The 24,934-nt window shown below is 32.1% G+C and carries 23 protein-coding genes; 13 read left to right on the top strand and 10 right to left on the bottom strand.

Annotated features, from left to right (window positions below; all coding sequences use genetic code 11):
* Positions 1-4 precede the first annotated feature (4 nt).
* A complete protein-coding gene (locus tag CCUN_RS03735; RefSeq protein WP_027306186.1) occupies positions 5-1,099 on the bottom strand; it encodes a JlpA family lipoprotein adhesin in 1,095 nt (364 codons plus the stop codon).
* Between the two features lie 170 nt (positions 1,100-1,269).
* Between CCUN_RS03735 and CCUN_RS03730 the strand changes: the two genes are divergently transcribed.
* The gene (locus CCUN_RS03730; RefSeq protein WP_027306187.1) at positions 1,270-2,106 is read left to right on the top strand and encodes a cysteine ABC transporter substrate-binding protein; all 837 of its coding nucleotides are present in this window, start codon (positions 1,270-1,272) and stop codon (positions 2,104-2,106) included.
* Between the two features lie 200 nt (positions 2,107-2,306).
* Here the strand turns inward: CCUN_RS03730 and CCUN_RS03725 are convergent, their stop codons facing one another.
* Positions 2,307-3,575 (bottom strand): M20/M25/M40 family metallo-hydrolase, encoded by a 1,269-nt coding sequence (locus CCUN_RS03725; RefSeq protein ID WP_027306188.1) that lies wholly within the window; start codon positions 3,573-3,575, stop codon positions 2,307-2,309.
* A 59-nt stretch (positions 3,576-3,634) separates the two neighbouring features.
* On the opposite strand from CCUN_RS03725, the gene CCUN_RS03720 reads away from it, so the two are divergent.
* Both CCUN_RS03720 and CCUN_RS09760 read left to right on the top strand, forming a co-directional pair.
* Positions 3,635-4,171, top strand: a complete 537-nt coding sequence (locus CCUN_RS03720) for a thermonuclease family protein (protein ID WP_027306189.1) — start codon at positions 3,635-3,637, stop codon at positions 4,169-4,171.
* Between the two features lie 8 nt (positions 4,172-4,179).
* Positions 4,180-4,353 (top strand): hypothetical protein, encoded by a 174-nt coding sequence (locus tag CCUN_RS09760; protein ID WP_088245182.1) that lies wholly within the window; start codon positions 4,180-4,182, stop codon positions 4,351-4,353.
* 2 nt (positions 4,354-4,355) lie between these two features.
* Here the strand turns inward: CCUN_RS09760 and CCUN_RS03715 are convergent, their stop codons facing one another.
* The 6 genes from CCUN_RS03715 to CCUN_RS03690 form a co-directional block, all read right to left on the bottom strand.
* On the bottom strand, positions 4,356-4,928 hold the full coding sequence (locus CCUN_RS03715) for a hypothetical protein (protein WP_027306190.1): 573 nt from the start codon (positions 4,926-4,928) through the stop codon (positions 4,356-4,358).
* 1 nt (position 4,929) lies between these two features.
* Positions 4,930-5,802, bottom strand: a complete 873-nt coding sequence (gene cmoB, locus CCUN_RS03710) for a tRNA 5-methoxyuridine(34)/uridine 5-oxyacetic acid(34) synthase CmoB (protein ID WP_027306191.1) — start codon at positions 5,800-5,802, stop codon at positions 4,930-4,932.
* A gap of 325 nt (positions 5,803-6,127) precedes the next feature.
* On the bottom strand, positions 6,128-6,796 hold the full coding sequence (locus CCUN_RS03705; RefSeq protein ID WP_027306192.1) for a M48 family metallopeptidase: 669 nt from the start codon (positions 6,794-6,796) through the stop codon (positions 6,128-6,130).
* Entirely contained in the window at positions 6,793-9,795 is a 3,003-nt protein-coding gene (locus CCUN_RS03700) for a type I restriction endonuclease subunit R (protein ID WP_027306193.1), read from the bottom strand. The genes CCUN_RS03705 and CCUN_RS03700 overlap by 4 nt, the downstream gene beginning before the upstream one ends.
* A complete protein-coding gene (locus CCUN_RS03695; protein WP_051521740.1) occupies positions 9,796-10,920 on the bottom strand; it encodes a restriction endonuclease subunit S in 1,125 nt (374 codons plus the stop codon).
* Positions 10,921-10,929: 9 nt separating this feature from the next.
* The gene (locus tag CCUN_RS03690; RefSeq protein WP_027306194.1) at positions 10,930-12,432 is read right to left on the bottom strand and encodes a type I restriction-modification system subunit M; all 1,503 of its coding nucleotides are present in this window, start codon (positions 12,430-12,432) and stop codon (positions 10,930-10,932) included.
* A 438-nt stretch (positions 12,433-12,870) separates the two neighbouring features.
* Here CCUN_RS03690 and CCUN_RS03685 point away from each other — a divergent pair, with 438 nt between their 5' ends.
* Positions 12,871-13,245, top strand: a complete 375-nt coding sequence (locus CCUN_RS03685; RefSeq protein WP_027306195.1) for a YbgC/FadM family acyl-CoA thioesterase — start codon at positions 12,871-12,873, stop codon at positions 13,243-13,245.
* On the opposite strand, the gene CCUN_RS03680 is transcribed toward CCUN_RS03685, so the two are convergent.
* The gene (locus CCUN_RS03680; protein ID WP_027306196.1) at positions 13,237-14,427 is read right to left on the bottom strand and encodes a hypothetical protein; all 1,191 of its coding nucleotides are present in this window, start codon (positions 14,425-14,427) and stop codon (positions 13,237-13,239) included. The two genes, CCUN_RS03685 and CCUN_RS03680, sit on opposite strands and share 9 nt — an antisense overlap.
* On the bottom strand, positions 14,424-15,047 hold the full coding sequence (locus CCUN_RS09870; protein ID WP_027306197.1) for a uracil-DNA glycosylase family protein: 624 nt from the start codon (positions 15,045-15,047) through the stop codon (positions 14,424-14,426). The genes CCUN_RS03680 and CCUN_RS09870 overlap by 4 nt, the downstream gene beginning before the upstream one ends.
* Positions 15,048-15,474: 427 nt before the next feature.
* On the opposite strand from CCUN_RS09870, the gene rpmH reads away from it, so the two are divergent.
* The 9 genes from rpmH to purH all read left to right on the top strand — a co-directional run bounded on the left by rpmH (position 15,475) and on the right by purH (position 24,849).
* Positions 15,475-15,609: a 50S ribosomal protein L34 gene (gene rpmH, locus CCUN_RS03675; RefSeq protein WP_027306198.1), complete on the top strand. Its 135-nt coding sequence runs from the start codon at positions 15,475-15,477 to the stop codon at positions 15,607-15,609.
* A complete protein-coding gene (rnpA, locus tag CCUN_RS03670; protein ID WP_027306199.1) occupies positions 15,606-15,941 on the top strand; it encodes a ribonuclease P protein component in 336 nt (111 codons plus the stop codon). The genes rpmH and rnpA overlap by 4 nt, the downstream gene beginning before the upstream one ends.
* A complete protein-coding gene (gene yidD / locus CCUN_RS03665; RefSeq protein ID WP_027306200.1) occupies positions 15,920-16,267 on the top strand; it encodes a membrane protein insertion efficiency factor YidD in 348 nt (115 codons plus the stop codon). The genes rnpA and yidD overlap by 22 nt, the downstream gene beginning before the upstream one ends.
* The gene (gene yidC, locus CCUN_RS03660) at positions 16,267-17,868 is read left to right on the top strand and encodes a membrane protein insertase YidC (RefSeq protein ID WP_232087676.1); all 1,602 of its coding nucleotides are present in this window, start codon (positions 16,267-16,269) and stop codon (positions 17,866-17,868) included. Before yidD ends, yidC begins: the two co-directional genes overlap by 1 nt.
* Positions 17,869-17,871: 3 nt before the next feature.
* A complete protein-coding gene (locus CCUN_RS03655; RefSeq protein WP_027306202.1) occupies positions 17,872-18,732 on the top strand; it encodes a Jag N-terminal domain-containing protein in 861 nt (286 codons plus the stop codon).
* On the top strand, positions 18,725-20,050 hold the full coding sequence (mnmE, locus tag CCUN_RS03650) for a tRNA uridine-5-carboxymethylaminomethyl(34) synthesis GTPase MnmE (protein ID WP_027306203.1): 1,326 nt from the start codon (positions 18,725-18,727) through the stop codon (positions 20,048-20,050). The genes CCUN_RS03655 and mnmE overlap by 8 nt, the downstream gene beginning before the upstream one ends.
* Positions 20,051-20,060: 10 nt before the next feature.
* The gene (gene purL, locus CCUN_RS03645; RefSeq protein ID WP_027306204.1) at positions 20,061-22,241 is read left to right on the top strand and encodes a phosphoribosylformylglycinamidine synthase subunit PurL; all 2,181 of its coding nucleotides are present in this window, start codon (positions 20,061-20,063) and stop codon (positions 22,239-22,241) included.
* A complete protein-coding gene (locus CCUN_RS03640) occupies positions 22,238-23,008 on the top strand; it encodes a TerB family tellurite resistance protein (protein ID WP_027306205.1) in 771 nt (256 codons plus the stop codon). Before purL ends, CCUN_RS03640 begins: the two co-directional genes overlap by 4 nt.
* 305 nt (positions 23,009-23,313) lie before the next feature.
* Positions 23,314-24,849 carry a bifunctional phosphoribosylaminoimidazolecarboxamide formyltransferase/IMP cyclohydrolase gene (gene purH, locus CCUN_RS03635; RefSeq protein WP_027306206.1) on the top strand — a complete coding sequence of 512 codons (1,536 nt, stop codon included), beginning with the start codon at positions 23,314-23,316 and terminating at the stop codon, positions 24,847-24,849.
* Positions 24,850-24,934 lie beyond the last annotated feature (85 nt).

Raw genomic sequence — 24,934 nt, 5'->3', positions numbered from 1 at the left:
AAAGTTAAAACCTTCCCAAAATATCTTTCATATTCTTTTTAAGAATATCTGTAAAATCCTTGCCATTGATGGTGATTTTTTCTATAACTTCTACACCCTCTTTTTGATAATCTTTGAGTAAAATATCTTTAAATTGAGCGTTTATATCAATATTATAGACAGGATTTTTAATAATATCTTCAAGCAAGGTTAAAATCTTATCAAGCTTTAAAGTTTCTTGCTCATCTTTGCTTGTATTTTTTTGCAATTCTAGAGAACTTTTAAGTATATCTACATAAGGTTGAAGAGCGTTTTCAGTATCAAGAGAAAAGTTAAATTTTAAATCGTTAATCGAAATAAAATGAGGAAGTTGAGGCAAGAGTAAATCAAAATTTACTTTGCTCAATTCATTTGTGGAATTTCTCTCATAATTTAGAGTTTGTGTATTAAATTTAACTTCTAATTCTTTTTCAAGAGCAGTAAAACCTTCTTCTTTAAGATTAACACTTCCTCCATAGTTTAAATTTAAAGAATTTTTGGTGTTATAAAATTTTTGAGAAAAATCGTATTTTAAAGCTTTATTTGACAAAGTGGTGTAGTTGATGTGGTTAAGATTGTATTCTTCTTGGATTAATTTTATGATTAAATTTTTAACTTTTATATCCTCAAAATTAACATCTTTTATTTTCGTGTTTTCAATCACATCTTGAGAAAGTCTGATACCCTTTATATTTAATGAAGTTTCAAGCTTTTTATTGTCTTTGAAAAGTTCATTGTAATAATCTTGGATGGAAATCAATCCTTTATTTTCACCCTTATAAATTTCATTGAAATCATATTCTATGCTTTTAATACTAAAAATTTCATACTTTTCTTTTCGAGGTTCTTTGTAAAAAATTGCTATATTATTGCTGGTGCATTTAATGAAATTTTTATCAGTCTTGCAACTAAAATCTGGCATTTCAAGCTCGACATTATACATTTCTTTAAGCTGATTTGTTCCCTCTTTAAGTTTAGTATTTATCATAGTCTCATATCTTTTTACAAGCTCTTGCGATACACTCTCTCCACAACCACAAAGAATTAAAGCACTCAAACCCATTAAAATGTATTTTTTCATAAAAATTTTCTCCATAATGTTTCTCAAAGCGGTATTATTTCATTTTTTAAATAAAAATAAAATTAAACTTTAGAAAAATTTTATAAAAATTAAGAATATTTTTATCTTAATTTTTAACCAAGTTAATGTATAATAATCAATCAAATCTTTTAAAGAAAGGAAAAAAGTTTATGAGAAATGCTTTATTAAGTATTTTTGCGATTTTTGTTGCAGTATTCTTAACTGCTTGTCAAGATTCTAGCATGGAAACTAAAAGCTCCATTGAAAAAATCAAGCAAAATGGTGTTGTGAGAATAGGTGTTTTTGGAGACAAACCTCCTTTTGGCTATATTGATGAAAAAGGACTCAATCAAGGTTATGATGTGGCTTTTGCAAAACGTATTGCTAAAGAGCTTTTAGGTGATGAAAATAAGGTTCAATTTGTGGTTGTTGAAGCTGCAAATCGCGTTGAGTTTTTAAAATCAGATAAAGTGGATATCATCCTTGCGAATTTTACTAAGACTCCTGAAAGAGCTGAACAAGTGGATTTTGCTTTACCTTATATGAAAGTTGCATTAGGTGTAGCTGTGCCTAATGACTCTGACATTTCAAGTATAGAGGATTTAAAAGGTAAAACCTTAATCGTCAATAAAGGAACAACAGCTGATGCCTATTTTACAAAAAATTACCCAGACATTAAAATGCTCAAATATGACCAAAACACTGAAACTTTTGCCGCTTTACTCGATAAAAGAGGAGATGCTGTAGCACACGATAATACCTTGCTTTTTGCTTGGGTTAAAGAACATCCTAATTTTAAAGTTGTGATAAAAGAATTAGGCGACCAAGATGTGATTGCTCCTGCGGTTAAAAAAGGGGATAAAGAGCTTAAAGATTTTATAGACAATCTCATCATCAAACTTGCTGATGAAAATTTCTTTCATAAAGCCTATGATGAAACTTTGAAAAGTTATTTTTCAGATGATATTAAAGCAGATGATGTTGTGATTGAGGGTGGAAAATTCTAAATTAAAGGGCTTTTTTAAGCCCTTTTTAGACTTCAATATTTTTAAAACACATTTTGCTTTTTTATAAACAAGAATTTATTTTAAACTCAAATATAACTGATACTAAAATTCCAAACTCACTTTTACAATCAATCTTTATATTAAATTCACGCCATAAATCAATATTTATAAAGACGTGCTAAAAAAGCTAAAAATTTATTTCACTGATGATTTTTAAGCACCTCAAAAACAACTTGAGAAATTTTTTCTACTGAAGCAAGTTCGCAACGCTCGTTTGTAGAATGAGGATTATAGATATTTGGTCCTATAGAACAACAAAGGATTTTTTGATTCTTTTCTATAATTCCACACTCAAGACCTGCGTGTATGGCTGAAATTTTAGGATTTGGAATGATTTGACTTAAAATTTTAAAGACCTCATCGCTTAAAGCATTATTCTTTCCCTCCCAAGGCGGATAAAAATTGTAACTTTGCACCTTAAAATCAAAGGCTTGAAAAAATTCCAAAGTTTGGAATTCTAATTCTTTTAAATCTTCTAAAAAATTCGCCCTTGCAAAAAGCTCGATTGTGATTTTTTCATCATGCATTCTTAAAAGAGATAAATTAATACTACTTTGAACGATATTTAGATTGAGATTATAAGAACGAATTCCTTGTGCAAAGGCGTTTATAACATTAAGCAAGAGCTTTGATTGTTTGCAAAAATTAAATTCTTTTTCTTCTAAAAATTGACATTTAATCCACTGATTTTCTTTAGGCTTATTTTTAAAATGCACTAAGGCTTTAGCGTGTTTTGGGATAGAATTAATCCTTTCTCCTCCTTCAAAAAATACAACCAAACCTTGATTTTCTTTAATGAATTTTGCCATTTCTTTGATGGAATTTTTTGAATTTTTTACAATATCAATGCCAGAATGCCCACCCTTAAAATTGACAGCTTCAAGCTCATAGAGTTCTCCAAATTTTTTTTCACATTCAAAAGGCAAAATAGCCTTTATATCCACTCCACCCGCACAACCTATGATAATATCTTTTTCATCTTCGTGGTCTAAATTAAGAAGCATTTTTGATTTTAATCGATGCTCTAAATTTTTTGCTCCGATGAGCCCTACTTCTTCATCATTCGTAAAAAGGCATTCAAGATGATTAAATTCATTCATCATTTTCATCATTATCGCAACGCCCATACCATTATCTGCTCCTAAAGATGAATTTTTAGCTTTTAAAAAACCTTCTTCCTCGTAAAGCTCAATCTTTGGTGCATTTCCCATACAAACCATATCATAATGACTTTGCAAACAAATTTTAGGATTACCTTTGATACAATGGATATTTCCAGCCTTATCAATGCTCACTTTAAAACCTTTTTCTCTCGCATAAGCACTTAAAAATTTTTTTAATTCTTCAGTTTCATAACTACAATGTGGAATTTGAGATAAATTTTTAAAATTTTGTAAAATACTTTGCATTTTCTCTCCTTGTTTTGGTAAAATTATGGCATATTTTTTTTAAATTTTTAAGGCTATTGATGAGAATAAATCATAAAAAACTATTAAATTCTAAAATAATCAACCAAATACTTAATCATCCAAAAAATTTTTTCATAGTTTTAATTTTAATCCTCGTTACACTTTTTACCAAAGAATATATTGTCAATCCGCAAAGTTTAGAGGTTAAGGTTGTTAAAGTCATAGATGGGGATACGATTAATGTTTTAGAGGGCAATAAGATTGTTAAGATAAGGTTATTTGGTATTGATGCCCCTGAAAGTAAGCAGGAATTTGGAATAGAATCAAAAAATTTTTTAGCTTCAATGATAGGAGATAAAAAAATTCGCATTATTTATAAAGATAAGGATAAATATGGTAGAATTCTAGCTCTTATTAAATTTGAGGATAAAGATATTAATAAAATTATGGTCGATACAGGACATGCTTGGGCTTATAGTTATTATAGTGATATGTATCTTAGAGAGCAAAAATTAGCTCAAGAAAAAAAGCTAGGGCTTTGGAAAAATAAAAATCCTTTGGAGCCCTATAAATGGCGTAAGCAAAATCGATTTTAAAGGTTTAAATGAAAAAGATAGTTTTATTTTTAATTTTTATTTTTTTAAATTCAGGTTGCTTTGTCAATGAAAGAGGACTTTCTAAACGTCTTTATAGTGATTGTGAAGAATACTACGATGCAAGCGGAATGTATCACAAAGACTGCCCAGAAAATTGGATTAATTTTCCTTCAAGTTTATAGTTTTATCTCATTGACGCAGATAAGGTCTTTGCTACATCTTCGGGATTAGGCATTGCTTGAGGGTTTTGCTCTTCTTTAGGTTTTGATGTATTAAGAGGAGGACGTTTAAGCCTAAAGATATGGTCATCTGTGGATACAAGTTGCAAAGTTGCTTCGAAAATCTTTATTTCTTTGACATACCCTAAAACTTTAACATCTCTTTTCTTAGAGCTATCGTCAAATAAAGCTTGTGCTTCAAGTTCTAAAACATCTCCGAGTTTTAAAGGGGCATAAAAAAAACATTTTGACCCGATTAAGACAGAAAATTCTTTATTAATAGCCGCTTGTGCGACATAATTAGCCGCGGCAAAGATGAAACCATCAAAAATGAGTCCTTGAGAATCAACAACCATGTCAGCTGTGGTAATCATTACGGATTTTGCGTGATTTTTAGACACAGAGATGATGGTTCCAGAGATTGAATTATTAATATCCGGACAAGTTAAAAGCTCTGATTTAGCTTGTGCTATTTCTTCTTGTGAAGCGTATTCTTCAAGTTGAGTGTATTCGTCAAAATTATTTTTTTCTTTTGCCATTTTAAACCTTTAATTTTACATAAACTCTTCGCGGAGCTCCATAACCTTCACAGGTTAAATTTTCATCATTTGAATCCAAAAAATTTTCCAAAGAATAAGAATCAATCCACTCTGTTTTTCTTTGTTCGTTTTTATCCGTTTTTTTGGTAGCCAAAACTTCAAATTCTTTAAATCCTGCTCGTTCGCACCAATTTCTTAAAGCTAATATCGACGGAATGAAAAAAATATTTGATATTTTTGAGTAAGTTTTTCTAGGAAATAATGCAACTTCTCTCTCATCTTCTATATACATAGTATCCAAAAATACTATTCCGCCTTTATTTAAACTTGCCTTTAAATCCTTAAGCATTTTTATAGGGTCCATTCTATGATAAATCACTCCTAAACAAAAAATGACATCAAAAGAATGGGAATAAAATTGTATGTTTTCAACGCCCAAAAGTTCATATTTTATAGGAGTTTTAGCAAGAATATTGATAAGTTCAAATTGCAAACGATATTTCACACTAGGATCAAATCCTATCAACAAAGAAGGATTAAATTCAAGCATTTTAAACATATAATAGCCATTATTACAGCCCACATCTGCGACAATTTTGCCTGAAATTTCATTCATAAAAGGCTTTAAAATATCAAATTTAATAAAACTTTTCCATTCTGAATCTATAAAAAGCTCATCAATGCAAAAGGGTCCTTTACGCCAAGGTTTAAGCTCTAAAGCAATCTTTTTAATCTTTTGACTTTGACTTTTATCTGTTTTTAAATTCACACTTTCAGAGAGCCAAAATTCGCATTTTGTTTCTTTTAAGCTTTGAATTTGTGCGTATAAAGGGTGATTATAAAATTGAATGTTTAAAGCATTATCGGCGTTCATTTTAACTCTTTTTGATTGAATTTTAGCATTCTTAGCTTTGAAAAAAAATAAAATATCAAAAAATTTATTTAAAATATAAAACACAAATTGATAAAAATATTTGTTAAATTATATTTTAAAAAGGCATTTATAAGAGCTATTTTTGATATTGATGTTTTAAATGCTTAAATTTATTTTAATTAATTTACAATAAAGCCACACACTATAGCAATCATTATATAAATTCTAGCTTTTTATATTTGCAGATTATGGGGTAAAAAATTCTAAAAATGTCTCTTAAATCAACAAAAATAATATTTCATTAAGCCCTTAAACAGCAAATCATTCATTCTTTATTATAATTCTCAAGACATTCTTTTCTTTCTTTCCAATCTCTCATATAATAACTTAAATAATTATAAAAATTCTTAGAATGATTAGGGAAAATCATATGAGTTAGTTCGTGAAATATCACATATTCTATGCAAATTTTTGGCTTTTTAATTAATTCACTATTGATATGAATATAAGATTTAAACGCATTGCAACTTCCCCATCGCGTTTTCATTTTTCTGATTGCAAATTTCTTAACCTCTTTTTTTGTGATTTGATTAAAACGTGTAAAAATTTCATCAAAAACCACTAAAGCCCTTTGGTGATACCATTGTTCTATAAGGGATTTTCTAAGCTTTATATCGTCTGTATTTTTGACATAAACTTCTAAATAATTTCTTTGCAATTTTACGCATTCTTCATTCGCTTGTATGATTTTAAGCTTGTATTGTCTGCCCAGATAAGAAAGACTCTCACCGCTTATATACGCTTTTTCTTTCTTTTGAAATCTCAAAAATCTTTCCCTTTTTTGCTCAATCCAATCCGCTCTTTTTACAAGGATTTTTTGGATATACTCATCGCTCGTGTCTTTTGGTGCTATGATAGAAGCTTCTCCATTTGGTTTGACTTTTAAAATAATATTTTTAACATCTTTTTTAATGATTAAAACATCATTTATCATCTATTTTTAACTCCTAATTCCCAAATTTTTTGACAAAGTGCGTCTTGATTTTCTATTATCACTTGATATTTGCGTTTAATGTTCCAAAATATGTCAGCTACTCCACTTTTCATCTTTTCGTTTGCTTTGCTACTGCTTGGCCAATCAGGTATCACAGTAATCTCTTTATAAATTTTCTCAATCTCTAATGCAACAGATTCGACTAAATTTTCTTTTAAATCCTCTTTTAAAGACAAAGCAGAAAAGTGTGTTTTAAGACAATCATACAGAGCAATCAAACGTTTGCCCTTGATACTTGCAGGATAGCTCTTTTGCAAGGAGCCTTGTTTGGTTTTTTGCACGATATTTGTGGCTCTTTTGAGTTTTTCCTCTGCATTGATTCTCTTTTGTTTATACTCCTCAATGATTTTTAAAATCTCTTGCGTGAGTGTTTCATAAAAGGCAGGATTGCTCTCTTGCTTTTCTCTTATCACCGCATTAGTGGCACAAATCATCGCATCCGCTCTAGCACTTAAATCCTCAATCTTTTGCATTTCATTTTCAAATTCCACATCAAAAATGCTCGTAAGCTTTTGAATCTCATTCACTCCGTTTGCATTGATGTATTGATTGAGCAGGTTTTGCATACAAACTTCATATTCTTTCAAGTCTGCTGAAATGTGAAGTTGTCGCTGTGTGGCAGCTCTTAGTTCGTTGTAGAATTTAATCTTTTCTTTGTATGTCTTAATTGTCTCTTTATCAAGGAGTTCATAAATCTTTGCATGGTTTAAAGCCACATGAAAAGAATGGGCAAAATTCCAAAAGAGATTCTTAAATTCATTAAATTTATGTGCGCCTGTTATGACATTCACATAGCTTTGCATATCATTTTTGTGCTCCACTTCTTTGAAAAATTCCTCTAAATCCATATAAAATTTTTGTATTTCTTTAATCCTATCTTGGATACTAAAAACCGCTCCTTGAATATCCTCTGGCTCAAAATCCCTCAAAGAAGAATATTGCGTCAAAGTTCTATCAAGCTCTCCTAAAAGCCCTCTATAATCAACGATAAACCCGCACTCCTTTCCCTCTTTCACGCGATTAACCCTTGCAATCGCTTGTAAGAGATTATGCTCTTTCAAAGGCTTATCAATGTATAAAACAAGGGCATTTGGAGCGTCAAAGCCTGTAAGGAGTTTATCCACCACGATAAGAAGTTCTATGTCCCCCTTTTTAAACTCATCGCACACTTTTTTGATATACGTTTCATCATTTCCGCAAGTGGTTTCTTTCCAAATTTGAGCGATATATTTTTTATGCCCTCCCTCAAGCTCCTCTTGCTCATTGCTTGAAATCACATAGGACACTTTCAAATCTGTATTTTTCTTAAAAAGCTCATAATACCGCGTCGCTTCATATTTGGAATTTGTCGCAAATATTGCCCCCGCTTTAAAAGAAACACGTTTGCATTTTTTCCTAAAATCCATGCTTATATCTTGCACGATACATTCTAATCTTTTCTCGCTGGAAGCGATTTTTGAAAAACGCGACCATTTGCGTTTAAGCTCCTCTTTTGCTTCAAGGCTTAAGTTTTTTGTCATACGCTCAAACGCGTCTTCCATTCCCTCTTTGTCCTCTATCTTTTGCTCAACAAAGCGTCCCTCATAATCCAAAGGCACAATCGCCCCGTCTTTTAAGGCTTGATTAATCGTATATCTGTGAATCTCTCCGCCAAATTTTACAAAGCTGTTTTTTTCTGCTTTTGTCAGTGGCGTTCCTGTAAATGCGATATAACAAGCATTGGGCAAAACCGCTCTCATAGCCTCATGTAAGCTTCCCCCTTGTGTCCTATGAGCTTCATCAATGAGGACAAAAATATTCTCCTCCAACAAAGGCTCCATAGAATCTAGCTTTTCAAATTTATGCACCAAAGTTGTAATGACACTCGCCCCGCTTTGCAGTTTTTTAAACAAATCCTTTCCATTTTTTGCATGTTTAATGTCAATAGCAACTCCCCTAAATGTCTCGCTAAGCTGTTTATCAAGGTCTATTCTGTCGGTTACAACGATGATTTTAGACCTTCCAAAACGCAATTTAAGCAGTCTTGTTAGCATAATCATAGTCAGAGACTTCCCACTTCCTTGAGTGTGCCAGATGAGCCCATTTCTCTTGTCTCCTTGCATTGTTTCAACCCTTTGCAGAGTCTTTTCTGTGGCAAAAAACTGCGGATAGCGACAAATTTTCTTAACCCCCTTATCAAAGAAAATATAATGCTTTAAAAGCTTCAAAAACCTTTCTTTTGAAAAGAGTGCAGCAATTGTTTCATCAAGCTTAGAGATGTCTCTATCAGTGATATGCGTCTTTAGTCCTTCCTTAATGCCCTCATCCTCCTCCTCCCAAACATTATAAAACTTTAAAGGCGTTCCGGTCGTGCCATACTTTGCCTCTATGCCATTTCCTGCAAGGGTGATTTGAATGAATTTATACAAGTTTTGAATTTCACCATTTTTTTGCTCACTTAGAATCTGGTTAATCGCGTCTTTAAAACCCACGCTCCATCTTTTAAGCTCTATCACAGCAAGGGGGATTCCATTGACAAACGCGACCAAATCCGGACGCCTTGTCTTATCACTCCCATGACATGCGACTTTAAATTCTGCACTGATATGAAAATCATTGTTGCAAGGATGCTCAAAGTCAATGTATGTAAGCCCTTCTTTCTTTTTCTTGCCCTCCACAGGATAGCTTTGCGGATACAGCAGATATTCTGTAATGCTTTTATTTGTCTCATTTAAGCCCTTGTCTAAGGGTTTGTCTAAATCTTTTATGGCTCTTTCAAGAGTCTCGGAGGCAAATTTATTGTGATTGAGCGTTTTGAGCCTTTCTTTTAAAATGTCTTTTAATAAAACATTATGATTATTTTTTCTTAAGCTCAAAGCTTCTTTACTTGATAGAAACTTAAATCCTAGTTTTTCAAAAAGTTTTATGCAATGATTTTGTAAAATTGTTTCTGTATGCATTTATGTCCCCTTTACCCTTACTTTTCCGCAGAGCAATCTTTGCATAAGGACGTGTTTTTGTTTTTTTAATAACGCACAAAGGTCTTTGAGATTTTGTATTTCTGCATCGCAAGAGCTTAAAACTTCTGCGATTTTTTCTTGCTCTTTGAGCGGCGGCAAAGGGATTTGAAAATTTACAATATTTTGCTTTTGAATATTTGATAATACGCTTCCCACTCTTAAATTTTGAATATTATTTTGATTATGTTTTAATACAAAAAACAAAAACTTTGTATTTTCTTTGACATTATTAAGAGTATAGCAATGACCACCACTCCAAAAATTTTCAGTCATATAATTAACAAAACCGCAAGCACCACCTTCACTAATTGTTATAGTATTTTTTTCTGTATTAAAGTTATGAAAATATCCAGATGGCAAAATTCCGCCATTAATAACCGGATAGCCTTCGTCTTGAAGTGTAATTTTGTTTAATTGTTCGCCCTTTTTTACTTCACACACCTCACCTAATTTCACCACTTTCCATTGTTCTTTAAATTCTTTGAAGCGGATTTTTGGGGTGAGGAGTTTTTGCATTAAGCCCTTTTTGTATTTTTCTTTCAAAGCAATGAGTTTTTCATAACTTGAAAGCTCCAAATCTGCCGCATTAAGAATCTCCGCAATCTTTTCTTGCTCTTTGAGTGGCGGCAAAGGGATTTGAATTTTGGAAGTCATAGGAATAGTTAATTGAGGAATTCCTGCGGAAGTGCTTATGATTTTTTTAAAATCAATTGAGTATTTTAAAAAAATTACGTTTATATCAATTTTTGGAATTGCTACAATTAATCTAACAATGGGATAAAATGGCTCTTTATGCAACATACAATAACCTATTGTTCCTCGTGCTGAAATGCTAATGCAAGGTTTATCTACTTTTATTTGATTTGTAAAGCCATATAAAGCATTTTCGGCTATTCCATTACTATAAATAGGGACACAAAACTGCTCTGTTTTGTATTTTGAAAAAGATTTTTTGGGGACATCTCCTCCTGCTATAATTTCGCACACCTCGCCACATTTCACCACTTTCCAGTTATCGGGTAAAATGCCAAGTTCTGTTTGTTTATAGCCCTTTGGTGGTTTCATAAAAGCTCCTTAGAGTCCTAATTCTTTTAAATAAGCTTTGAGTTTTGCAGAATGGTGCTGACATTCTTTTTCTAATTCTGCAATCTCTGTTTTAAGGGCTTGTAAATCAATCTCCTCATCCTCCTCAAAGGAATCCACGTAACGTGCGATGTTAAGATTATAGTCATTTTCTTTTATCTCCTCATAACTTGCCAAATGAGCGTATTTTTCAACGCTTTTTCTGTCTTTGTAAGTTTGGATGATTTTCTCAATATGCTCTGGTTTAAGGGCGTTTTGCTTCTTACCCTTTTCAAATTCCTTGCTTGCGTCAATGAATAAGACATTTTTGTCTTGTTTGTGTTTTTTAAAAATCAAAATACAAGCGGGAATGCCTGTGCCATAGAAAAGATTTGCTGGTAAGCCGATAATGGCGTGAATGAGATTGTTCTCAATGAGTTTGGTGCGAATCTTGCCCTCACTGCCTCCGCGAAACAAGACTCCATGCGGTAATATGACGCCTAAGGTGCCTTGTGCATTAAGAGAGCTTAGCATGTGGAGAATGAAGGCATAATCGCCCTTGTTTTTAGGCGGAATGCCAAATGCAAATCTGTGATAGGGGTCGCCTTGCTCCTCTCCCCATTGCGAAAGTGAAAAGGGCGGATTTGCTAAAACAATATCAAAGGTTTTAAGCTGATTATTTTCTATGTGTTTAGGGTCTCTTAAGGTGTCTCCGCGTTGAATGTCGGCGTCGTTGATATTGTGTAAAACCATGTTCATTCTGCAAAGGGCGTGAGTTTGGGGATTGCTCTCTTGACCATAGAGGCGAAAGGCTTTGTTATGCTTAGAAGCCTCCTTTGACGCCTTTATGAGTAATGAACCACTCCCGCAGGTGGGGTCATAGATAGAAATGCCCTCTTTTTTGTCCTTTTGCTCTGCAAAAACGAGTTGTGAAAGCAGGGCTGAAACCTCTTTGGGTGTGTAGAATTCTCCGCCCTTTTTGCCCGCAGTGCTTGCAAAATTTGCAATCAAATACTCATAGGCATCGCCTAAAACATCGTTGTTTTCTAGCATTTTAGGTCTTAAGTCTAATCTTTTATCATCAAAGATTTCTATGAGCTTTCTTAATAATGCGTTTCTTGTGCTTGTGTTATCGCCGAGTTGATTGAAATCAACATTAAAAATTCCTTGTAATTTTTGTGCGTTGAGCTTTTCAATCCTCTCAAGTATGGCATTCATAATGTCGCCAAGTTTGTCTTGTTCTTTCTTTTTAACAAGAGTGTCAAAGTCGCAGGATTCATCAAGCTTAAAGGCTTGATGTTGGAGTAGAGCTTTGACTCTTTCTTCTCTTTTTTTGCTGTTTTCGTATTGTGCGTTGAGTTCCTCTACTTTTTCTTTATGAAAATCCGAGAGATATTTGATAAACAGCAGGGTGAGGATGTAGTCTTTATAGTCGTTGCTGTCTATGCTTCCTCGTAGGACATTGCAGGCTTTCCAGCAAATGTCATTGATAATGGTTTGTGAAGTTTTGTTCATTTTAATCCTTTAAAGATTAAATTAATATGGTTTGAGTATTTTTGTTTTGTATTTATTTTTTAATTGCATTGAAGTTTTTAAAATCATTTTTAAAACGAAATTTTGAATGATTTTAACGCAATTTTATAGCTTTTTTACATTGTTTGATTTGAATTTAGCTATGATTGAAATACTCTTTTTTGTTAAAACACGGGTTAAATTATAGTTAAAAAATTCCAAAAAGTCAATTTTATACGTTGTAATCATTTTTAATTTTATGGAATTTTGGCTCATCTTTGGTATAATCTTAAATGATTTTTTAACTAAGGCTTATTATCATAATGCGATGAAAAATAAGGGCGTTAAAAGATGAAGTTTGATGAAGTTAAAAAATGAAGTTAAAAAATGAAGCGATTTTGGCTTTGAATGAAACTTGGAAGTGAAAAGGAGTTTAAAGATATGAAAATACGCGTTTATTATGAGGATACTGATGCGGGTGGAGTGGTTTATCATAGTAATTATTTAAAATTTTGTGAAAGGGCAAGGAGTGAGATATTTTTTGCTAAAAATATTGATATTTTTGACGCTAAAAGGGGGCATTTTTTGCTGACAAAGGCGGATTGTCATTTTTTACAATCTGCTAAACTTGGAGATATATTAGAGATAAAAACTGAACTTTTAGACATCAAAAGGGCGTCTTTGATTCTTTGTCAAGAAATTTATAAACAAGATGAAAAGCTTTTTAGGGCGGAATTCACTCTTGCTTTTGTTAAAGATTCTAAGATTGCAAAGATTGATGAGAATTTAAAAAGGATTTTTGAAGAATTATTGTAATTCTTCAAAATTTCCCTCTAAGGCTTTCATCAAGCGAATTTTATAGATGAATTGAGAATCTTGTATTTTTTCTTCAAAAATTCTCTCGCTTTGCGTGTTTAAGAATTGAGTATAAAAATAATCAATCCCAACGCTTGTTGCATAAGCGACCCAATTATAATCAAGATTTTGGTTAAAAATTTCATTGAGATAATTTAAATTTGTATCGTTTTTATCGATAGAATTTGCGATTAAAAAATTCTTTCTGTCATTAGCTTGAGTCAAACTTAAAAAAGCGGGAGCATAGTTGATTTGCGTAGAAAGCAAGATGTAAGGGTTGATGTTATGCACTCTAAGTTGAGAGCTAATAAGAGCGGTTTTAATCAAAGGCGTGTTAAAGAAGATTGAAGCTTGTCTTAAACCGCCTTGAGTCCTTAAGAAATTTTGGAAATTAATCTTTTCGCTTTCTATTCTGTAAAATCTGCTTTGTTCTTTTTGCTTGAGTATTTTTGTATTAAGATTGCTTGCAAGGCTAGAATTATCGGTAAAAACCGCGATATTTGCGTTAGAATTTTCTAAAAGCTTGGCAATTTGTGCATCATAATCAATGCCACCAAAATAGATATTTTGATTTTGTATTTGGCTTGTGTTTTTGTTTAAAGTTGGGATAAAAATCTTTAAATTTCCATTATAAGCACTTAAAGCATTGGCACCTTTGAGGGTAAAACCTGCAATCACATATGCGTAGTTTTGTGCTTCGATTTGACTTAAAGTTTCTTGAATTTTTTTATTGTCTTCAGTTCCTATTAAAAAAACTTTAACTTTGATTTCAGCCCTTTGTCTTAAAAGATAGGCTAAAGACGCGTTGATGATGATATTTGAATAACTCTTTAATGTTTTTTCAGGGATAATGATAGCAAGTTTAACTGCGGTGATTTTTTGCAAATTGCTGTCAAAATCTGTAATGGAATTTAAAAGCTTTGCATAAACATTTGATAAAAATTCGTCATTATTTTCTACAAATTCGCACAAAAAACTAAGATAAAGCCTTGCTTCTAAAAGCTCTAGCAAACAATTTTTATCGCAAGAATTTAAGCTTAAATTCGGGTAATTTTCTTGAGGAAAATCTGATTTTACAAGCTTTTGTTCTTTAGCATTTGCAATGAATAAGCATAAAAAAAATATCAAACATATTTTTTTCATAAAAATCCTTTAAGTTTTTTTAAATCGTCAATAAAGTCTTTTTTATAGCTGGGATTTTTCTCTATAAATTCAAGCTCAAAACTTGGCATGATAAAAAAATCCTCGTAGGCAAAAATTTCTCCACGCAAAGCATTGAAATTTTTAAAGCCTAAGCCCTCAAACGCGTATTCTCCTAAACAAAGGACAATTTTAGGTTTAACAAGCTTTAGCTCATTCCAAAAAAAAGGCAAACAAGATTGTAGCGAAAAATTGTCAAATTTTGAATAAGAAAAACATTTAAAAAGATAAGAAAAATAAAAATTTTCTCTTTTAAGCCCCAAAATTTCTTGCAATATTTTTTTAAGATTCTCACCCCTTAAAGAATCAAGTAAAATTCCGCTTTCATTCTCGCTTTTTTGAGCAAAACTCGCTAGGATTAAGAGTTTAACACTTTTTTGTTCTTTTTCCATTAAGACATGGCGACGCGTTTTAGAAAAATGGCAAAGAGTGCAATTTTTTACGCTATTTTGTAAATCTTTGAAATTTTTAACAGAAAAATCATTTTTTAAATTTTCATCTTTTAAATTTTCATCGATGAAATCATAACCCATTGCTTTAAGATAGTGTAATTCTCGTATCATAATCCAAACTTTATAAAAGAAAATTCATATAATATCGCTTTATCGTTTGCATTTTTTAATCATCTCTTTCTATAAATCGCATTCTATAATCGCACCTCAATACAAGCTCAATTTACTTAGAAACTTAAAATCAATTTAAACTCAAAAAACTCTGTTTTTGCTTAAATATGGCTTTGTTCAATAAAATCATCTTAATAAGGTTTATTTGATTCTTAAATATTCATTAAGCAATGCAAAACGATATATTATCACATTTTCATCAAATCAATGCTTAGGCGATTTAGCCCTTGCAAATAAAAACTTTCTTGCTTAAAGTTTTAAAAAAATTTATCAAAATAAAGTAAAAACTACTCTTAAATTAAAAGCAATTTTAAGTAAATTTAAGATAAAATCCAAATTTATTTTTATATATTTAAGGAATGATAGAATGAAAAGAACTTATCAGCCACATAATACTCCAAAAAAACGCACTCATGGTTTTCGTGTTCGTATGAAAACTAAGAATGGTCGCAAGGTGATTAGAGCAAGACGTGCCAAAGGTAGAAAAAGACTTGCTGTGTGAAAGATTTCTTAAAATTTAGAGATTCTAAGGAATTTTCTTTTGTATATAAGATGGGTAAAAAATGGTATTGTGATGGTTTTATCATCTTTTACCTTGAAGATACAGAAAAAAAAATGGCGGTTGTTGCGAGTAAAAAAGTTGGAAAAGCAGTGAAAAGAAATCGTGCTAAACGCATTTTAAGGGCTTTATTTTTTAGATTTAAAGATGAGATTAAAGAGGGAAAATATATTTTGATAGCTAAGAGTGAGCTGACTGAAATTTCTTTTTTTAATTTGGAAAAAGGCTTGAAACGAGGTTTTAAAAAATTAGAATGTTTAAAAGAATTTGTTTAATTTTATTGCATTTTTATCAAAGATTTTTAAGTCCCTTAAAGCCTCAAACTTGTAGATATTATCCAAGTTGCTCAGAATATGCCCTTTGGCAGTTTCAAAAAAATAGACTCATTTTTGCTTTTTATTTTACTCTTTTGCGAATTTTAAGATGCAATCCTCTCTTTAAAGGGGGATTTGACTATCCAAAGGTTTTTAAGGTTATGCAAAGTCAAAATTTTTGCTTCAAACCTAAATTTTTAGCACAAAAACCTCTTTGTTTTTTATACATCCCTTATAAAAATAAGGGTTTTATTTTATTAAAATCTTTTAATCAAAAGGAAAAATAGTGAATAATGATAAGGCTCAACAAAAACGTATATTTTTAGCCGTAGTGCTTTCTTTTGTATTTTTTATAATCTATGATTATTTTTTTATCCCTAAACCGCCTTTGAATGTGGAACAAAATCTCACAGAGGAGCAAAACAGCTCACAAAATGCAAGTGTGGCAAATGAAGCTCCTGCTTTAAAAAATACCGATTCAAAGATTCTCAATGATTTAAATCAAAACAATTCTGAAAATTCACAAAATAATATCATTGCAGAGATTAAAAGCGAACACTTCGATGCAAAAATTGATTCTTTGGGTCGCATTTCAAGCTTTATTCTTAAAGATGAAAAATACAAAGACAAAGACGGAAAGGCAATCAATCTCATTTCAAGTGAAAATTCTCCCTATCCCCTCGAAATTCGCTTCAGTGATACAAAAACAAATCAAGAAGCTTTTAATGTCAATTATACAGCGAATGAAAAAGAATTATTTATCGATGAAAATTCAAGCAAAACTTTGCATTTAACTCAAAAATTATCAAAGCTTGAAATACAAAAAATCATAACCTTTTATCCTCGCGGAAATTATGAAATTGAGGTTAAATTGAGTCAAAATTCTCCTTATTTTATCACTCCGGGTTTTAGACCTAATATAGCTGTGGATAGTTATACCATTCATGGAGTCTTAGTTCTTGATGATAAAGACACTATTCACACTTATGAAGATGAAGATATGGACAATGATGAAAATATTAAAAATGCCAAAATGACTTCAGCTTTTGACAGATATTATGCAACTTCATTTTATAATTTTGACAAAACTTTAAACATCACAATCAGCAAAGATGCAAAACAAAATCCATTGATTTTTGCTTATAGCGATAACGAATTTAAAGCTGGTGGATATATAGGGGCTAAGGACCATAATACTTTAAAATCCATAGACCCTAGACTCGAAGCTGTGGTGGAATACGGCTGGTTCACTTTCATTGCTAAACCTATGTTTGCTTTTTTAAATGGAATTCATAATTATACGAAAAATTGGGGCTGGGCTATCATTATAATGACTTTAATTGTACGTGTTGTGCTGTTCCCATTGACTTATAAATCAATGATTTCTATGAATAAACTTAAAGATTTAGCTCCAAAAATGAAGGACATTAGAGAACGTTACAAGGCAGACCCTCAAAAGATGAACACTCATATGATGGAGCTTTATAGAAAACATGGAGCAAATCCTATGAGTGGTTGTCTGCCTATACTTTTGCAAATTCCTATTTTCTTTGCAATTTATCGTGTGCTTTTAAACGCTATCGAGCTAAAAGCAGCTCCTTGGGCATTTTGGATTCATGATTTATCTTTAATGGATCCTTATTTTATCTTACCGATTTTAATGGGTCTGACGATGTTTGCACAACAGCTGATTACGCCGATGACAATACAAGATCCAACTCAAGCTAAGATTATGAAATTCTTACCTTTGATTTTCACTTTCTTCTTTTTGGCTTTCCCGGCTGGATTGACTCTTTATTGGTTTGTGAATAATCTGTGCTCTTTAGTGCAACAATGGGTGATTAATAAACTTTTTGCAAGAGAGCACCATAGAAAAGAAAGCGAGTAAAATATGAAAATAGAAGCTAAAGATCTTCAAAGTGCATTGATTGAAGCGTCAAAAAATTTGGAATGTTCGGTTATGGATTTAGAATATGAAATTTTGCAACAAGCAAAGAGTGGATTTTTAGGTTTTGGTCGAAAAAATACTATTATAGAGGTTAATGTCAAAAAGAAATTCAAAAAGAATTTTAAGAAAGATTTTAGCCCGAGTAAGCATTTTGAAAAAATAGAAAATAAATTTGAAGAAAAATTATCAAAGAAAAATTTCAAAAATGAAACGAAAATCAATGAAGAAACGAAAACAGAGCCAAAAATTTCTTTTAACAAAGAAAAATATCTGGCTAAAAATGATGAAATTTTCGATAGTTTTTATAAAGAAGATAAAGAAGAGAAAAAAGAGAAAAACACGCAGGACATTTTAGATGAAATTCGCAACGGACTTGAAAGGCTCTTAAAAAATTCTTGGTTTGAGATTGAACTTGTTGAACTTAGAATGTATAGCGAGGATTGTGTTTTTATAAAGCTTGATGGCAAAGATGCAGCCTTAATGATAGGCAAAGAGGCTCATCGTTATAAAGCCATTTCTTATCTTTTGCATAATTGGATTAATTTAAAATACAATCTTCTGGTGCGACTTGAAATTGCACAATTTTTGCAAAATCAAATTCAAAATATGCAATTTTATCTTCAAAATGTGATTGAAAAAATTAAAATTCACGGACGCGGACAAACCAAAGCTTTGGACGGAGTTTTGATAAAAATTGCCCTTGAGGAACTTCGCAAAGAATTTCCAAATAAATATGTAGGCATTAAACAAGTTGGCGAACAAAGAATTGTAGTCATTAACGATTTTTTCAAAAAAGATGAGTGAAACCATAGTTGCTTTAGCCACCGCACACGGCATAGGCTCTATATCTATCGTTAGAGTAAGCGGAGAGAGGGCTTTAGAATTTGGATTGAAAATCACAAAAAAAAATTTAAATCCCCGTTACGCAACTTTTTGCAAACTCTATAATCTCAAAGGAGATTTTATCGATGAGGCTATAGTGATTTATTTTAAAGCCCCTAAGAGTTTCACGGGAGAGGATGTCGTGGAATTTCAGCTTCACGGAGGTTTTAGCGTGAGTGAAATTTTACTTGAAGAACTTCTAAAGCTTGGTGCTCATTTAGCAAAGCCGGGTGAATTCAGTAAAAGAGCTTGTATCAATGGAAAAATGAGTGCTTTAAAGGCTTTAACCATACAAGATTTAATCCTTTCAAAATCGGCTCTTGCAGCAAAAATCATTGCCAGAAATATGCAAGGAAAACTTGCAGAACTTTTAGAAAAAATTCGGCTTGATCTTGTTAAAACTCTTGCCTTTGTTGAAACAAGCATTGATTATGCTGATGAAGATTTACCCTTAAATTTAATTCTTCAAATTCAAACAATGTGCGAAGAAAACGCAAAAATTCTCAATGAAATTTACACGCTTTCACAGAAAAAAAAAGGATTGATTGAGGGTTTTAAAATTGCAATTATAGGAAAACCAAATGTGGGCAAAAGTTCGCTTTTAAATTCTCTTTTAAGCTATGAAAGAGCCATAGTTTCACCCTTTGCAGGCACAACAAGAGACACTATAGAAGAAAATTTTAAACTTGGCACGCATTTTCTTAGAATCATCGATACAGCCGGCATTAGAAATAGCACGGATAATATAGAGCAAAAGGGCATAGAATTGAGCAAAAAAAGCCTTGAGGATTCAGATATTATCTTGGCTGTTTTTGACGCTTCGAGAAAAGAAGATGAGCAAGATTTTGAAATTTATGAATTATTAAAGCAAAGTCAAAAAAAGATTTTTTTCATTTTAAATAAATGCGATTTGGAGTTAAAATTTCAAAATCAAAACGCATATAATTTTATAAAAATCAGCACTAAAAATGATATAAACGCACTTGAAAACGCACTTGAAAATTATCTTAACACTCAAGATACTGATGGCATTATGCTTAGCTCTTTGAGTTTGATTCATTCTTGTAAAAATGCAAGTGAAGCCATCAATAGGGCTAAAAAGCTTTTAGATGAGAGTTGTTTAGAACTTTTTGCTTTCGAGCTTAATCTTGCTATTGATGAACTTGCAAAATTCACTAAAAATTTTGACCGCAGTGAAATTTTAGATGAGATGTTTAGTCATTTTTGCTTAGGAAAATAAAGGATAAAATATGGATAAAAACCTTATAAAAGCTCATAAAATCAGCGATGAGGAATACAAAGAAATTCTAAATATTTTAGGCAGAGAACCTAATTTGCTTGAACTTGGTGTCATTTCAGCAATGTGGAGTGAGCATTGCTCTTATAAATCGAGTAAAAAATATCTCAATGGCTTTCCAACTACAGCTCCTTGGGTGATACAAGGACCCGGAGAAAACGCTGGAGTCATTGATATAGGAAAGGGTATGGCAGCGGTTTTTAAGATAGAAAGCCATAATCATCCGAGTTTTATCGAGCCTTTTGCAGGAGCAGCAACCGGAGTGGGAGGAATTTTAAGGGATATTTTTACTATGGGGGCAAGAGTGGTTGCAGGACTTAATTCACTCAAATTTGGCAATATCCACGATGAAAAAATAGGAAAATTTCAAAAATACCTTCTCAAAGGCGTTGTAAGTGGCATTTCACATTATGGAAATTGTGTCGGTGTGCCTACCATAGGCGGAGAATGTGCCTTTGATGAATGTTTCAATGGCAATATTTTAGTCAATGCCTTTGCACTTGGAATTTGCAAAAAAGAGGACATTTTCTATGCTAAGGCTGAAGGTGTAGGAAATCCTGTAATTTATGTGGGTTCAAAAACAGGCAGAGATGGCTTAGGTGGTGCTGTCATGGCAAGTGATAGCTTTAATGAAAAAAATAAAAGTCTAAGACCTACGGTTCAAATCGGCGATCCTTTTTGCGAAAAACTTTTAATGGAAGCTTGTTTGGAGCTTTTTAAAACCGGTTTTATCATAGGCATTCAAGATATGGGTGCGGCGGGGCTTACTTCAAGTTCTTTTGAAATGGCTGGACGCAGTGGGAGCGGAATGAAACTTTATTTGGATAAAACTCCTATGCGTGAAAGCAAAATGACACCCTATGAATTGATGTTGAGTGAATCTCAAGAAAGAATGCTCATTTGTGCAAAAAAGGGCTATGAAAATGAAGTGATTCAAATTTTTAAAAAATGGGATTTGGATGCGGAAGTTATAGGAGAAGTGAGTGATACGGGAAAAATGGAGCTCTTTTGGGAAGGTGAGCTTGTAGGACTCATACCTATAGAGCCTTTGAGTGAAAAGAGTCCTATTTTAAATCGAGCTTTGAGTGAGCCAAAATATTTTAGTGAAATTCAAAATGTTTCTTTCGCTCTTAAAATGGACGCTCAAGAGCTTTTCGTAAAAATGCTAAGCAATGAAAATATCAGCGATAAATCTTATATTTATGAACAATTTGACTCAAGTGTGCAAACAAATACCTTAAAAGCCGATGGGAGTTTAGGAGCAAGTGTGATTCGTGTGAAAGAAAATAATGCAGCACTTGCAATGGCTTGTGAATGCAATTCAAGATTGAATTTCATCAATCCAAAAATCGGTGCAGCCATAGCTGTAGCAAGTGCTGGAAGAAAGGTTGCTTGCACGGGAGCTAAACCTTTAGCAATCAGTGATTGTCTCAATTATGGCAATCCGGAAAATCCTGAAGTCATGTGGCAATTTGCAAAGGGTTGTGAGGGTATCAAAGAAGCTTGTAAAGCCCTCAATACGCCTGTAGTCAGTGGCAATGTATCTTTATACAATGAAAGCAATGGAATAAGCATTTATCCAAGTCCGACCATAGTCAGCGTAGGCTTACAAGAGGATGCTAATAAAATTTTAAAATCGCATTTTAATAAAGCCCAAATTCCTATCTACCTTTTGGGCGAAAGTTTTGGAGAATTTGGAGCTTCATTGGCTATGAAAATTCAAGACAATAAAGTTGCAGGAAAGCTTAGAGAATTAGACTTTGAGGCGGAATTAAAACTTTGGAATTTTTTATATGAGGCAAATGAAAAAGAATGCTTAGAATGTGCTAACAATGTTGGCATAGGAGGACTTGCGGTGAGTTTAGCAAAAATGTTTGCCATTTCAAATGTGGGTGCAAGGCTTAAGAGTGGTTTTAAACAGAATGCTTGGCTGTTTGAAGAGAGTCAAAGTCGTGTGATTGTGGGTGTAAAAGATGAGAAACTTTTTTTAAATCTCATTCATCAATTTAACATCCCTTTTACAAAATTAGGTTGCACGGATAATGATTTAAATTTTACTTTAGATGAACTTTCTTTAAGCATTAAAGAGCTTAAGGAAATTTATTTTAACAGCTTTAGAGAGAATTTATTATGATTTTTATATTGATTGTTTTAGCAATTTTGGCTTTTTATTGGTATTATAAAACTTGGGGTAAGCAGGATTTTTTAAACAATGCTAAACGCGGAGCAAGGGGTTTTGCGAGGGGTTTTGCAAGAGGAGTTATGGAAGAAAGAATTGATGAATTAAGAAGACGCATGAATTATTATGTTATCGCACTTTTAGCCAAAATTGCAAAAAGCGATGGCAGGGTGAGCGAAGAAGAAGCAGACTTGATAAGTCAAATTTTAGACGCTAACACTAAAGATGAAAAAGAAAGAGCCTTTTTAAAAGCAAGTTTTAACGAGCATAAAGACAATTTAAGCGACACTTTTTATGTTGCAAAAGATTTTTTAAAAGAAGTTCCTTTGCCGAAAAATGAAAGGCTTAATGTGCTTAGGGTGCTTGTATTTATGGCTTTAATTGATGTAGATTTTAGTGCTAAAAAACAAGAAATTTTAAATGAAATTGCTCGAGCCTTTGAAATCAGTAAAGATGAATTAGATTCTTTTATCCAAAGCCTTAATAATTTAAAAAGCCCTCGAAAAACCTTAACTTTAGAGGAGGCTTATCAAATTTTAGAACTCGATAAAAATGCGGATTTAAATCTTGTCAAAAGACAATACAGAGCCTTGGCTAAAAAGTATCATCCTGACATTTTAAACGCAAACAATGTTTCTAAAGAAGAACTAGAGCAAGGTGTGAAGAAATTTCAAAAAATCAATGAAGCCTATGAGCTCATTAAAAAACATTTGGAAAATTAATGCTTAGGGAATTGAAAAATTCATTCTTTTGCTTTATTTTAAAATAATTATCCGCTATAGAATTTTTACAAATAGCTCTTATATCGGCTTAAAATATGATTTTAACTTTTAAAATCTATGGGCTTAAGCATTTGTACTTATGATTTTGTAGTTTTATGATAAGAAATTTTAACAAAAATATATCAATAAAAAATGTTAAAAATCAAAATTTTATTCATAAAAAATGCATTTTGAACTAGAATTTATTCTATAATACATTAAAAATTTATATAAAAATTTTTTCAGTCTTAAAAGGAGAATTGATAATGAAAAAGGCATTGCTTAGCGTCAGTGATAAAGAGGGTATAGTTGAATTTGCTAAAGAGCTTGTGAAATTGGATTTTAAATTGCTTTCAACAGGTGGAACTTTCAAACTTTTAAAAGAAAATCATATTGAAGTGTTAGAAGTGAGTGATTACACTCAAAGTCCCGAACTTTTCGAAGGTAGAATCAAAACCCTGCATCCTAAAATTCACGGGGGAATTCTATACAAAAGAGACGATGAAAACCATAAAAATCAAGCTAAAGAATATAATATAGAAAAGATTGATTTAGTGTGTGTGAATTTATACCCTTTCAAAAAGACGACTCTTATGAGTGATGATTTAGATGAGATTATTGAAAATATCGATATTGGCGGTCCTACGATGATTCGCAGTGCGGCAAAAAATTATAAAGATGTTTTGGTTGTGTGTGATATTTTGGATTATGAAAGAATCATTAAAACTTTAAAAGAAGGCAAAGACGATGAAAAATTTAGGCTTGATTTAATGATAAAAGCTTATGAACACACCGCAAATTATGATTCTTACATAGCAAATTATATGAATGAAAGATTTAATGGAGGTTTTGGTGCAAGTAAATTCATAGTTGGACAAAAAGTATTTGAAACCAAATATGGAGAAAATCCTCATCAAAAAGGAATTTTGTATCAGTTTGATGACTTTTTTAATCATCATTTTAAAGCCTTAAAAGGTGAAGCAAGTTTTAATAATTTAACCGATATGAATGCGGCTTTAAATCTTGCAAGTGCCTTTGATAAAGCTCCTGCTGTGGCTATTGTTAAACACGGCAACGCCTGTGGTTTTGCCATTAAAGAAGGATTGCTTCAAAGCTATACCCATGCTTTAAAATGCGATAGCATCAGTGCTTATGGCGGAGTTGTTGCAATCAATGGAAGCTTGGATGAAACTTTAGCCCGAAAAATCAACGAAATTTATGTTGAAGTTATCCTTGCAGCAAATGTTACAAAGGAAGCTTTAGCGGTATTTGAGGGTAAAAAACGTATTAAAATTTTCACTCAAGAAAATCCCTATCTTGTGCGTCCCTATGATTTATATGATTTTAAACACATCAATGGAGGATTTGTCTATCAAAATAGCGATGAAGTGAGCGAAAAAGAATTAAAAAATGCTGAACTTAAGAGTGAGAGAAAGGCAAGTGAGGGCGAGTTAAAAGACCTAGAAATTGCTTTAAAAATTGCTGCTTTAACAAAATCTAATAATGTCGTTTATGTTAAAAACGGAGCTATGGTTGCTATAGGTATGGGAATGACAAGCAGAATTGATGCAGCTAAAGCAGCCATAATGAAAGCTAAAGAAATGGGACTAGATTTAGAGGGTTGTGTTTTAGCAAGTGAGGCGTTTTTTCCTTTTAGAGATAGCATTGATGAGGCAAGTAGAGTCGGAGTTAAAGCTATAGTCGAACCGGGCGGAAGCATAAGAGATGATGAGGTGATACAAGCAGCAAATGAATATGGAATTTCTTTATATTTTACAGGAGTGAGACATTTTTTACATTAAATTTTATTGCTTCATCTTGTTAAAAAAGCAAACAATATAATCAAGCAAAATTAAAAATTTTTAGCTTTAATTATATTGTTTCATT

It is taken from the genome of Campylobacter cuniculorum DSM 23162 = LMG 24588, from assembly GCF_002104335.1.
Taxonomy (GTDB): Bacteria; Campylobacterota; Campylobacteria; order Campylobacterales; family Campylobacteraceae; genus Campylobacter_D; species Campylobacter_D cuniculorum.
Note: the sequence above shows the minus strand (reverse complement) of the source record. Positions and strands in the feature narration are given on the sequence as shown.

Bases quoted from the DNA above. Each gene is read 5' to 3' on its own strand.
- CCUN_RS03680 (WP_027306196.1), bottom strand. From the start codon at position 14,427: ATGAAAAAAATATGTTTGATATTTTTTTTATGCTTATTCATTGCAAAT.
- purH (WP_027306206.1), top strand. From the start codon at position 23,314: ATGAAAAAGGCATTGCTTAGCGTCAGTGATAAAGAGGGTATAGTTGAA.
- rpmH (WP_027306198.1), top strand. From the start codon at position 15,475: ATGAAAAGAACTTATCAGCCACATAATACTCCAAAAAAACGCACTCAT.
- mnmE (WP_027306203.1), top strand. From the start codon at position 18,725: ATGAGTGAAACCATAGTTGCTTTAGCCACCGCACACGGCATAGGCTCT.
- CCUN_RS09870 (WP_027306197.1), bottom strand. From the start codon at position 15,047: ATGATACGAGAATTACACTATCTTAAAGCAATGGGTTATGATTTCATC.
- CCUN_RS03720 (WP_027306189.1), top strand. From the start codon at position 3,635: ATGAGAATAAATCATAAAAAACTATTAAATTCTAAAATAATCAACCAA.
- yidD (WP_027306200.1), top strand. From the start codon at position 15,920: ATGTTTAAAAGAATTTGTTTAATTTTATTGCATTTTTATCAAAGATTT.
- CCUN_RS03730 (WP_027306187.1), top strand. From the start codon at position 1,270: ATGAGAAATGCTTTATTAAGTATTTTTGCGATTTTTGTTGCAGTATTC.
- CCUN_RS03690 (WP_027306194.1), bottom strand. From the start codon at position 12,432: ATGAACAAAACTTCACAAACCATTATCAATGACATTTGCTGGAAAGCC.
- CCUN_RS03655 (WP_027306202.1), top strand. From the start codon at position 17,872: ATGAAAATAGAAGCTAAAGATCTTCAAAGTGCATTGATTGAAGCGTCA.
- CCUN_RS03685 (WP_027306195.1), top strand. From the start codon at position 12,871: ATGAAAATACGCGTTTATTATGAGGATACTGATGCGGGTGGAGTGGTT.
- CCUN_RS03705 (WP_027306192.1), bottom strand. From the start codon at position 6,796: ATGATAAATGATGTTTTAATCATTAAAAAAGATGTTAAAAATATTATT.
- CCUN_RS03735 (WP_027306186.1), bottom strand. From the start codon at position 1,099: ATGAAAAAATACATTTTAATGGGTTTGAGTGCTTTAATTCTTTGTGGT.
- purL (WP_027306204.1), top strand. From the start codon at position 20,061: ATGGATAAAAACCTTATAAAAGCTCATAAAATCAGCGATGAGGAATAC.
- CCUN_RS03715 (WP_027306190.1), bottom strand. From the start codon at position 4,928: ATGGCAAAAGAAAAAAATAATTTTGACGAATACACTCAACTTGAAGAA.
- CCUN_RS03725 (WP_027306188.1), bottom strand. From the start codon at position 3,575: ATGCAAAGTATTTTACAAAATTTTAAAAATTTATCTCAAATTCCACAT.
- CCUN_RS09760 (WP_088245182.1), top strand. From the start codon at position 4,180: ATGAAAAAGATAGTTTTATTTTTAATTTTTATTTTTTTAAATTCAGGT.
- CCUN_RS03640 (WP_027306205.1), top strand. From the start codon at position 22,238: ATGATTTTTATATTGATTGTTTTAGCAATTTTGGCTTTTTATTGGTAT.
- CCUN_RS03700 (WP_027306193.1), bottom strand. From the start codon at position 9,795: ATGCATACAGAAACAATTTTACAAAATCATTGCATAAAACTTTTTGAA.
- cmoB (WP_027306191.1), bottom strand. From the start codon at position 5,802: ATGAACGCCGATAATGCTTTAAACATTCAATTTTATAATCACCCTTTA.
- CCUN_RS03695 (WP_051521740.1), bottom strand. From the start codon at position 10,920: ATGAAACCACCAAAGGGCTATAAACAAACAGAACTTGGCATTTTACCC.